This window comes from Nocardia brasiliensis IFM 10847, assembly GCF_000710915.1.
Lineage (GTDB): Bacteria > Actinomycetota > Actinomycetes > Mycobacteriales > Mycobacteriaceae > Nocardia > Nocardia brasiliensis_A.
Genome location: NZ_BAUA01000085.1, coordinates 1 through 10,152, shown reverse-complemented (window position 1 = coordinate 10,152; position 10,152 = coordinate 1). Strand labels below are relative to the sequence as shown.

Genomic DNA, 10,152 nt, shown 5'->3' with positions numbered 1-10,152 from the left:
GGCCTACACCGCGATTGCGGTGTGGTGCATAGTGGCCGTCCTCGGCGCTTTCGCCGCGCACCGCGGCTTCCGCGCTTGGCGGTACCACGGTCGAGTCCGGAAATCCGTACCCGCACAGGACGATACGCACGAACCCTGATAGCGCTGACCGGCCGCTAGCCGATCGGAAGCACGCTGAAAATGGGGTGATAGACCCAATCCAGGATGCGCTCGGCGTCCTGCTTGGCGGCGACGGCACCGTACGGAGAACTGTGCAGGACCACGCCGATCAGCGGTATCCCCGCCCGGACCGTATGGAACAGCAGACAGGTTCCCGCAGCGTCGGTGTAGCCGGTTTTGATGCCGGAGGCCCCGGGATAGTCGCCCAACAGCAAGTTCGTCGTGTGCCAGAGATGCTCACGATTGCCGGGCCCTGCGGGGAGGTGATAATCGGGCGTGGCGGCGATCTCGCGCAGCACCGGTTGACGGGTCGCGCGCAAACCCAGGGCGATCAGGTCCGCCGGGGTCGAATAGGTGGAGTGGTCCGTCGGCGTCGGCAATCCACTCGGGTCGGCGAAATACGTACCCGCCAAGCCCATTCGACCCGCCAAGCCGTTCATTCGGGCGAGGAAGCCGCCCTGGCCCGGCCCGAACGCTTCGGCGAGGGTGTAGGCGGCGTCGCAGCCCGACGGCAGCATCAGCGCGTAGAGCAACTGGCGCGCGGTGAGCACCTCCCCGGGGCTCAAGCCCGCGGTGCTCCCGTCATGCCGGACGCAGTAGGCGATGCTCTCCGACGGCACGGTGACCGCCCGGTCCAGATCGCCGGTCTCTGCCACCACCAGCGCCGTCATCACCTTCGCGATACTGGCTATCGGCAGCCGGGTGTGCAGCTCGCGCGACCACAGCACCGTGCCGGTGAGTCCGTCGGCCAACGCGGCGCCCGCCGCCTGCACGCCGTCCGGCGCCGGAGTGGTCCAGGGCAACTGGCTCTGCGCGGGAGCGGCCGCGACGCCCAGTCCGACTGCCACGAGCAGCACGCCGGCGACTACCGCTTGCAACAATCGGGCAAATATTCGCATGGCCGCATTCTGCCTTTACCCGGCATCGACCAGCGGTATTTCGACGCGGCGCTGCGCGAGTCACCCGGATAACGGCAACGACCGTTCGGTGCGAGTTTCGTCGAGGGCCTCGCGAATAAAACGACCGATCTTGCCGATGGCTTCGCGCGACTCGGGCACGAGGGGCGCGGCGAGCGGCAGGACATGGATCCCGCTCTCCCAGAGTTCCAGTTGCACAGCGACGTTCGACGCCGAACATTTCTTGACGAGTTCCTCCGCGTCGGACAGCAGCACCTCCGTGGTGCCCACGTGGATGAGCGCCGGTGGCATACCGGAGAAATCGTGATTGACCGGCGACCAGGCGGGATCGAGCCGACCCTCGTGGCGCAGTCCCCAATCCACCAGGAGGGCGTACATGGCGTCGGGGGTGTGCGGCTCGCGACGCTCGTTGGCATGGTCGCGACGGCGGGCCGAATCGAAGTCGGCCCACGGCGAGAGCGCGACGATAGCCTGTGGCATGGGGAGCTGCCGGTCACGAACAGCCAGTCCGACCGAGAAGGCCAGTCCTGCCCCAACCGAGTCGCCCGCCAACACGATCCGGTCACCCGGCAGCCCCAGACCCAGCAGATGGCGGTAGGCGTCGACGCAGTCCTCGATCGTCTCGGTGACATGCGCCTGCGGCAGTTGCCGATACGCGACGTTGAATACGGGAACGCCGGCGTCGCAGGCGATCCGCGCAACCATCCTGCGATGGGTGTTCAAGCCACCCGTAACCAGGCCGCCGCCGTGGAAGTACAGGATGGCGGCACCCCGGTCGAGGGGGTCCGGGCCGGTCGATTCGTCCCAAATCCACTCGGCCGGGCAGGTATCGAGATCGACACCGCGCACCCCGACGCCCTTCGGCAGCGGCAACCTCGCCGCCAGACGGTCGAGACGGCTTGCCCTATAGGCGATTTCGACCGGAGTCAGCCATCCCCGGCGGTTCGCCCACAGCGCGAGATCCTCGATCACCCGCAGAGTCGCCCGTAACAGCAGGTGCACGAATTTCAGACGCAGACTCGCCGTATGCGTCCGCTGTGACACCGGAGCCGCGCAACAGGCGCCCACGTGCTCGTTCACGTATTCCATTCGGATGCCGTTCCTCGATACGTCGAAGGTCGCCGGATTTACCGCTTGGCGGCCAAAGAGCCTGCGGTTGCCTCCAGCGCCGAGGCGGTCAGCGCCACGAAACCGACCGAGAGCTTCGCCTGCCGGGATGCGCCCGAGGTGGTCAGGGCACCGAAGGCGTCCCACGCGTCCGCGACCGCGCCGGCCAGCAGGCTCTTCGACAGCACAGGTGAGCCCGACCTGGCCGCCGACACCGTCACCGATCCCATGATGATTTCCCGGACGCCGAGCATTTTGTTGGTGATACGCAATTCCGGGGTATCGCCGTCCGGGCCGAAAGTGGCGATATTGAGCAGTTTCGGATTGAACATGTACCCGAGGCCGAGCAGGATCCGGGTTACGCCGAGCGCCGTGGACAGCGGTCCAACCAGTTTCTTCATATCGCCAGAGTCCACCGGGGACGGCAGTGGCACCAGGACACGAGTATTGCGATTCCGGCCATCCGCCGCTCAACTCGTCGAGCGCCGGGCACGGAGGCCGAGACGCCGGCACCGACCACCTCAGCGCGGCGGAGCAACGTCAGCTCAGCCGCCTGCTCGCCAAGGCCGCGCAGGCGAAATCCGCAGGCGCCGCGGCTATTACACGCACCGACTGGCCTGCTCCCGGGCCGTGCTCCGGCAGCCGGTGCGGTACTTGTCGGTGCCGTCACATACCTTGAGCGCATCGTGATCGACCGGGAGGGAGAACGATGGCCTCGAATCCGAGTGCCACGCCGGAGGAACCGGCTTGGGAAAACGCTTCTGTCGTGCGGGTTCTGCCCGCTGTCGCACCGCGCAAGCTCAACAAGGTGCCGTTCGTGGAGCTGGCCGACGGACGCCTGCAGGGCGTGGTGTCGAGCGGTTCCGACATTTCACGGGTGTACGTGGCCTCGGTGACCGCGGGGACGCACGGGCTGAGCTGCAGCACCAACAACAACCGGCCGTGCGGCGGGTTGAACCAGGGGTGGACCTGCAAGCATCTGGACTCGCTCATCGATGAAGCGGTGCTCCAATACGGACAAGATCGGGTGGCCCGCTTCCTGCGCGTGGAAGTCCCGGAAGGCGCGCGACTGGTCAACTGCCTCAACGGGACTCGCGATCCGGCCCCGGCGGCCGCGGTGTTCAGCAGATTCCTGCGGCACCTGACCTATCTCGAGCTGCCGGGCAGCACGACGCCGATTCCGGAGTTGCACTGGTTCCCCGCGGGGGTGGGTCGCTGATGCAGCCGGTACAACTCGCGGCCCTGACGGAGGCCCCCGCCGGCGTCGCGGCCGCCATGGACGCGGTGCGTGGTTTCGATACCGCGCTGGTCAACGGCTTCGCTCGGGTTTCCGAGCCGCAGAGCGCGGCCCTGACGGCGCTCGCCGCCGCAGTGGCGGGTTCGCCGCTCGCCGAGGCAGTAGCCGCGGCGGTGGCCGAAGTGAACACGGGAGCACTGGGCCCAGATGAGCTGACGGCGCTCGCCGCCGCCCGTGCCGCCCTGCTCGGCGCGGTGCACGATGCCCTCCTCGATCAGGCCGATAAGGCACTGGGCCGCAACCGTTTCGAGTGGACCGATGCGGCCGATGCGGCCGCAGCGAACCCGCTCGCGGCGGGTTCGCGCGCCTGGCTCGGTGAACTGGCGATCGCCGGATGGCGCGGCGTGGACCACGATTTGGTGGCGGCCGCGGACCACACGGTGGCGGCGCTGCTCGCCGAGCCCACGCTGCGGCGACTGGCGACACTGCTGGACGGGTTCACCGCGGAGCTGGCCGCGTCCGCGCCGATCGCCACCATGGACCGGATACCCGCGCGGCGGTGGGCCGATCTGTGGACGCGCTCACTGCTGTTGTCTCGGCGCGGTGCGGAATCCACTGTGACCGAGATGGTTTCGGGACGCTTGCTGCCTTTGGGCGTCGACGTGCACGAGCACGGCACCGCGGTGCAGATCCAGTTGCACGGCGTGCTGGAACTCACCGGTGCACCCGCGCGCCGAGTGCGGGCCTCGGTGGCCGCGGCCAAGGTGGACACCATTGTGGGACCGGCGGTTTGGCAGCTGCTGAGTGCGCACACGCAGTTGTGCACCGCGCTCGCCGAACAGCGCGCGTTGGAGCTCACCGACATGCCCCTGACCGCGACCGGCGACCTGCTATGGGACGACGACTGCGCGAAGGCCGGTGCCGCCGCCGATCCGTTCGCCACCGCCGCCGTGCAGTTGCCACAGGCGCACGCCCCGGCCGTCGCACCGCTGGATCGCGATCCGGTACACATCGCCGAACCGGTCCTGTTCGAGGGTTACCGATTCCGCGACGGTGCAATGGAATTGGGTGATCAGCGGATTCGGGTCGAACTGGACGCGCTGCCGTCCGCGGGGCCACTCACGTCGGCGGGCGTCACCGGCTCCAGCACCATGATCGGCCTGCTGCGCTGGGACGCCGACGGCTGGTCGGTGCGGCCGTTGGCGATTCGACGCAAGGTCAAGAGCGCGCTCACCGCCTTTCACAACGGTGATTGGGCACTCGGCCCGACGGACCCGAAAATCGCCAAGGCACAGGCCAAATCCGGCGATGCCGTCGCGGTGTTGCGCGAGCGCGCGGGACGGCTGCTGCGCCGATGACCAGTGAACCTAATCATGAGACCCGGCGCCAGATCCTGTATTGGCGCTTGCTGGCCGGTGTCTTCAGCGGCGAGCAACAGCCGACGCTCGAACAGGCGAGCGCGGGCATCGTCGACGATCTGGGACTGCCGCTGGCGGTGCTCGACCCCGGTATCTCCATCGACAATGTGGTGCAACGCTATCCGGACATGAAGACGGAGTTCGAACGCCTCGACTTCGCCACCGCCGAGGACGACTCGACGGCGGATTCGGCCGGATCCGACGATCCATCGCCCATCGGCGCAGCCGACGTCCGTACAGCGGCACTGGTTTCCAAACTCCTGCTGAACGTCTTCGCCACCGGGTCCGGACAGGTGAGTGCCACACAGCTGGCGGGCTGGCAGTCCGATGCCGGTTGGCTACGCCGCTGCCTGGGTGAGGAGCAGGCGGGCGCTGTGCACGGGGTACTCACCGGTCTGGAGGGCGAACTGGTGTCGCGCATGCGGTTGCGCGAGGTGCTGGCCGACCCGCACCTGGCCGCGCAGCTCACACCGAGCATGTCGCTGATCGAACAGCTGTTGCGCGACAAGCACAATCTGTCCGGCGTCGCACTGGCCAATGCCAAACGCCTGATCCGCCGCTACATCGACGAGGTCGCCGAAGTGCTGCGCACCCAGGTGCAGCAGACCAGCGTAGGCACCGTGGACCGCACGGTCGCGCCCAAGCGCATCCTGCGCAACCTCGACGTGGACCGGACGATCTGGAAGAACCTGCCCAACTGGAATCCGCAGGACGAGCGCCTTTACGTCGACCGGCTCTACTACCGCCAGACCGCCAAGCGCACCGTCCCCGCCCGCATGATCGTGGTGGTGGACCAGTCCGGCTCCATGGTCGACTCCATGGTGAACTGCACCATTCTGGCGTCGATCTTCGCGGGCCTGCCGAAGGTTGATGTGCATCTCATCGCCTACGACACGCGCGCCTTGGATCTCACCCCGTGGGTGCACGATCCGTTCGAGGTGCTGCTGCGCACCAATCTCGGCGGCGGCAACGACGGTCCGGTCGCCATGGCGATGGCCGAACCGAAGATCACCGACCCGAAAAATACCGTGCTGGTATGGATCTCGGACTTCTACGAGTTCGACCGCTCACAGCCGCTGTTCGAATCGATGGAGGCGGTCCATCGCAGCGGGGTGAAGCTCATCCCCGTCGGCTCGGTGAACAGCTCGGGTCATCAGAGCGTCAACCCGTGGTTCCGCGAACGATTCAAAAACCTCGGCACCCCGGTGATTTCCGGACGCATCCAGAAGCTCGTGCACGAACTCAAGAACTTTCTCGACTAGGAGACCCAGCCATCATGAACGACGTTTTGCGCGCCCCCGCCGAGGTCAAGTACGCCGAGGAACTGGATTGGCTGGAGTCCATCGATGATGGCCCCAAGCCGTTCGCGTGGCGGTTGAGCCCGAAGATGGTGCGGCTGTTCATTCTCGGATCCGAACGCGCCGACGGACTGGACCGCGAGGTGGCCCAGAAGTGGTTCGGCGACCGCAGTTTCGTCGAGCGCAGCATCGTCACCCTGGCCTCGGACCGGGGCCTGCTGCTCATCGGCGATCCGGGTACCGGCAAGAGCTGGCTGGCGGAGTTGCTGGCCGCCGCCATCAGCCGCAATTCCACCCTGGTGGTGCAGGGCACCGCAGGCACCACCGAGGACCACATCAAGTACTCGTGGAACATCTCCATGGTCATCGCCAAGGGGCAGTCGCGGGAATCGATGATCCCGTCCCCGATCATGACCGCCATGGAGCAGGGGGTGATCGGCCGCTTCGAGGAACTCACCCGCTCCACCAGTGATGTGCAGGATGCGCTGATCTCCATCCTGTCGGAGAAGTACGTCGCGATTCCCGAACTCGACGACGACAATGTGGTGTTCGCGCAGCCGGGCTTCTCGATCATCGCCACGGCCAACAGCCGCGACCGCGGCGTGAACGACCTCTCGTCGGCGCTCAAGCGCCGCTTCAACTTCGTGCGAATTCCGGTGGTGTCCAACAAGAAGAGCGAGGCGGAGATCGTGCGCTTCCGCACCACGGAACTGCTGCGCCGGCACTCCATCGAACTGGATCTGCCGCCCACGCTGCTGGACATCCTGCTGGAGAGCTTCGCCGATCTGCGCGCCGCCGCGGCCGCCGCCACCAGCGACGACGACAAGCTGGAGTCGGCGCTGTCCACCGCCGAGCAGATCGGCGTGCTCGAAGACGCCATCCTGCACAGCCAGTTCTTCGGAGCGAAGGAACTGCGCGCCGAGACCCTGGCCGGCTCGCTCGTCGGCTCGCTGGCTCGGCGCACGCCCGAGGACCTCGCCATTCTGAACAAGTACCTGCACGGCGTGGTCGAACCGCGCAGCAAGGACAAGAAGGGGAACGCGGCCTGGGGCGAGTTCCTGGAAGGCGGCCGGGCGGCGATCGCGAGGCTCTCGTGACCGCCTCCGGCATCCGCCCCGCGCCGAATACCTTTGCCGCACTGCGGGACCAGCTTGCCGACGCCGCCGTTGCCTTCGCCGGCGCGCCAGGTGCGGCGGGCGACATCCTGGCGGGCATGATCGATGATGTCGACCGGGCGCTGGCCGAGCGGCTGGAGATCTTCCCGGTCTGCCACCACTCTCCCGCATCGGCCCTGGCCATGGTGCGGCGGCTGCGCGAAAAGCAGCCCCGTGTCATCTATCTGGAACTGTGCGAGGACCTGCGACCACTGCTGGACGAGCTGCGTAATTGCCGGCTGCCGGTGGCATTGCAGGCTTTCGCCACCGACACCGCGGGTTTCCCGGCGGAATGGGCGCCGCTGTCGGTGGTCGCGCCGATCACCGAATCGTCGGCCGAATATCAGGCCATCGCTTACGCACTCGAAACGCCGGGCGTCGAACTGGTGCTGGTGGACCGATCCACCGATCACGTCTTCCAGTGGGCGCCCGACGACGAGCCGGCACCGGCCGAGGGCGAGCAACCCGAAGAAGACGGCCTGCACGGCTCGGCGGTCGGCATCGAAATCGGCGATCTGCGGCCACGTTTCGCCGAGCTGGAAGCACACCTGCTGCACCACGGCAAGGTCAGGCACTGGTCCGAGTGGTGGGACCAGTACGTCGAGCAGCCCCTCGCGGACGCCGACTACGACACCTACCGCCAGGTCATGGTCATGATCGGCAGCCTGTTCCGGCGGTTGCGCCGCGGCAGCACGGCCGAGGACGAGAACCGCGAGCGACACATGTGGACGCGCATGCGGGAACACCTGGCCGCCAACGACATCGACCCGAGTCAGGCGCTGCACGTGTGCGGCGCGGCCCATGCGGCCAGCCCGGTCGAGGAGTTCGGGCTGGCCGCACCAGCGACCTCGTTCGAGATCTCGCCGCGCTCGGCCACCACGTGGCACTACGGGCTGATTCCGTCCAGCCATTCCGCCATCGAGGCGCAGTTCGGGCTGGCCGGCGGCGCCGTGTCGATCGCGGCGGCCACCTGGGCGAAGGGTTTGCGGCGCGGGGCGTTGCAGTCGTTCCAACTGGACGGCCAGCCGGGCACGAAGAAGCGCGCCAAGAAGGCACTGCTGCCCGCTGCGGCCGAAACCGAAGTGGCGGATCAGCTTTCCGGGTTTCTGTCGCGACCGCCGGTACTCGATCGGCTGGACGAGGCCGAACTCCTGGAATGGTCGGTCGATATCGTGCGGCTCGCCCGCCGCAACGGCTATCTGGCCAGCACCGCCGACGCCATCGCCGTCTTCGAGACCTCGATCCTGTTGGCAGGCTTGCGTAATCGAGCGCGGCCGACACCGTACGACTTCCAGGACGCGGCCGTCACCTGCATCGAGAAGGACCGGGTACCGGGACGCCGCGATGTGCGACGACTGTGCGAGATCCTGCTCGGCGGTGACCGCATCGGCCAGGTCGGCTACGCGGCGCTGCCGCCCCTGGCCCGCGACGTACTCGACCGGCTGGAACCGCTCGGACTGGACCTGTCCAAACGAACGCTGCAACGCGCGCTGCTGGATCTGAAGACGACACCGGACCTGCGGGCCTGCTCGGACCTGCTGTGGTTGCTGCGCAGGTTGCTGCCGCACGATGCGCTGCGGCCCATTATGGGTTCGCGCGGGCTCGGCACGACCTCGATTCAAGAGAGCTGGGATATCGGGCTCGGCAAATACCAGCGCTCGCTGGTCGAACTCGGTTACGAGGGCGTCACCGTGGAGCAGGTGCTGGAGCAGCGCCTGCGCCGGGCGGTCACCGCACCGGACGCGACCGCCGCGATCGCACTCGCCGCGGTCGAGGACGCGCTGGTGTACCTCGGCTCGGTGCGCCTCGCCGACGAGTTGGGCAACCGGGCGGTCGAACTGCTCGCCGCAGAACGAACCGTAGACGACGCACCGCTCGTGCTTCGCCGTATCCGCGTGCTGCTCAACTACTTCCGCTCCACCGAAGGCGGCCTGCCCGCCTGGTGCGAGCGCTTCGTGACCGCCGGCTACGCCCACTACTGCACCTTGCTGCCCACCGCCTTTGCCGCCGAGGAAACCGGCCCGGCCCAAGTGGCGGCGATGCTGGGCTTCCTGTTCGGGATGGAAAACCTGGCCCTGTCCCTGGGTTGCGACCACACCCAACTGGAACTGGCGGTCCTGCAGTCACATCCGGAAGCGCCGGCCAAGGTAGCCCTCCTGTGGGCGGCGCGGTTCCAACTCGGCCTGCTCACCATGGGCGAGTTGCGTTCCCGGTGCGACGACATGCTGGCCAATCCGCTGATGCTGCCGTCCGTTCCGCAGTACGTCAGCGGCTTCGTCCAAGCCATCGATCCCGCGCCTGCCCTGAAACCCTTTGTGGTGGAACTTCTGTCGAAAGCCTTCGGCACACTCCCCGATGGGGTACTGCTGCCTTGGCTGCCGAAGCTCATCACCACCCTGAAAGATCAAGCAGGCGACCTGATCCCCGGCCTGGTCCGCGAAGCAGGCCGCACCTTCCCCGGCACCCTCCCGGCCGTAGACGCCTTCACCGCACCTTGGTCCCTCGAATCCCCCTCCATCCCAACACCACTGACACCGTCCCCCCAAGGCCCCGTCAACGACCTACTCGCCACCCACCCCACCACCTGCGACGCCCTATCCGCTCTGCTCGGCATCGAAGGCGCCTGGCAGGAAGCCCAACCAGCGGGCAACCCCGAAGTAGCCGACCTACTCCACCGATTCCCCACCACCGCCACGGCCCTGGCCGCCCAACTCGGCCAGCCCACCCCGACCTGACCCCAGAAGACGCACCCTTCTGCCTTCCCCCACCTGCTGCCGCACGCCACAGCGGGTGCATGAAGGCAGAAGGGGTGCGGGAACGGCATCCAGGCGCTAGAGACCAGCACGCGTTGCGTTTCCGTAG

The 10,152-nt window shown here is 67.4% G+C and carries 8 protein-coding genes and 1 pseudogene; 6 read left to right on the top strand and 3 right to left on the bottom strand.

Annotated features, from left to right (window positions below; genetic code table 11):
* Positions 1–139 (top strand): annotated as a pseudogene (locus tag NBRGI_RS50100) (TVP38/TMEM64 family protein); the annotation flags it as partial.
* Between the two features lie 16 nt (positions 140–155).
* Here NBRGI_RS50100 and NBRGI_RS18070 read toward each other — a convergent pair.
* From NBRGI_RS18070 to NBRGI_RS48155, 3 genes are read right to left on the bottom strand one after another with little or no spacing between them, the layout of a single operon-like run.
* Positions 156–1,058, bottom strand: coding sequence for a D-alanyl-D-alanine carboxypeptidase family protein (locus NBRGI_RS18070; RefSeq protein WP_029897783.1), 903 nt, complete (start codon positions 1,056–1,058; stop codon positions 156–158).
* Positions 1,059–1,118: 60 nt separating this feature from the next.
* Complete coding sequence (locus NBRGI_RS18065) at positions 1,119–2,156, bottom strand: alpha/beta hydrolase (RefSeq protein WP_158439891.1); 1,038 nt, start codon at positions 2,154–2,156, stop codon at positions 1,119–1,121.
* Between the two features lie 47 nt (positions 2,157–2,203).
* Positions 2,204–2,584 (bottom strand): hypothetical protein, encoded by a 381-nt coding sequence (locus NBRGI_RS48155; RefSeq protein WP_029897779.1) that lies wholly within the window; start codon positions 2,582–2,584, stop codon positions 2,204–2,206.
* A 365-nt stretch (positions 2,585–2,949) separates the two neighbouring features.
* Between NBRGI_RS48155 and NBRGI_RS18055 the strand changes: the two genes are divergently transcribed.
* Genes NBRGI_RS18055 through NBRGI_RS18035 form a run of 5 tightly spaced genes read left to right on the top strand, consistent with a single transcriptional unit; the run spans position 2,950 to position 10,025 of the window.
* Positions 2,950–3,402, top strand: a complete 453-nt coding sequence (locus tag NBRGI_RS18055) for a hypothetical protein (protein ID WP_235211001.1) — start codon at positions 2,950–2,952, stop codon at positions 3,400–3,402.
* Complete coding sequence (locus tag NBRGI_RS18050; protein WP_029897775.1) at positions 3,402–4,778, top strand: hypothetical protein; 1,377 nt, start codon at positions 3,402–3,404, stop codon at positions 4,776–4,778. The genes NBRGI_RS18055 and NBRGI_RS18050 overlap by 1 nt, the downstream gene beginning before the upstream one ends.
* The gene (locus tag NBRGI_RS18045) at positions 4,775–6,100 is read left to right on the top strand and encodes a vWA domain-containing protein (RefSeq protein ID WP_029897773.1); all 1,326 of its coding nucleotides are present in this window, start codon (positions 4,775–4,777) and stop codon (positions 6,098–6,100) included. The genes NBRGI_RS18050 and NBRGI_RS18045 overlap by 4 nt, the downstream gene beginning before the upstream one ends.
* Before the next feature lie 14 nt (positions 6,101–6,114).
* A complete protein-coding gene (locus tag NBRGI_RS18040) occupies positions 6,115–7,233 on the top strand; it encodes an ATP-binding protein (RefSeq protein WP_029897772.1) in 1,119 nt (372 codons plus the stop codon).
* The gene (locus tag NBRGI_RS18035; protein ID WP_036559706.1) at positions 7,230–10,025 is read left to right on the top strand and encodes a DUF5682 family protein; all 2,796 of its coding nucleotides are present in this window, start codon (positions 7,230–7,232) and stop codon (positions 10,023–10,025) included. The genes NBRGI_RS18040 and NBRGI_RS18035 overlap by 4 nt, the downstream gene beginning before the upstream one ends.
* Positions 10,026–10,152 lie beyond the last annotated feature (127 nt).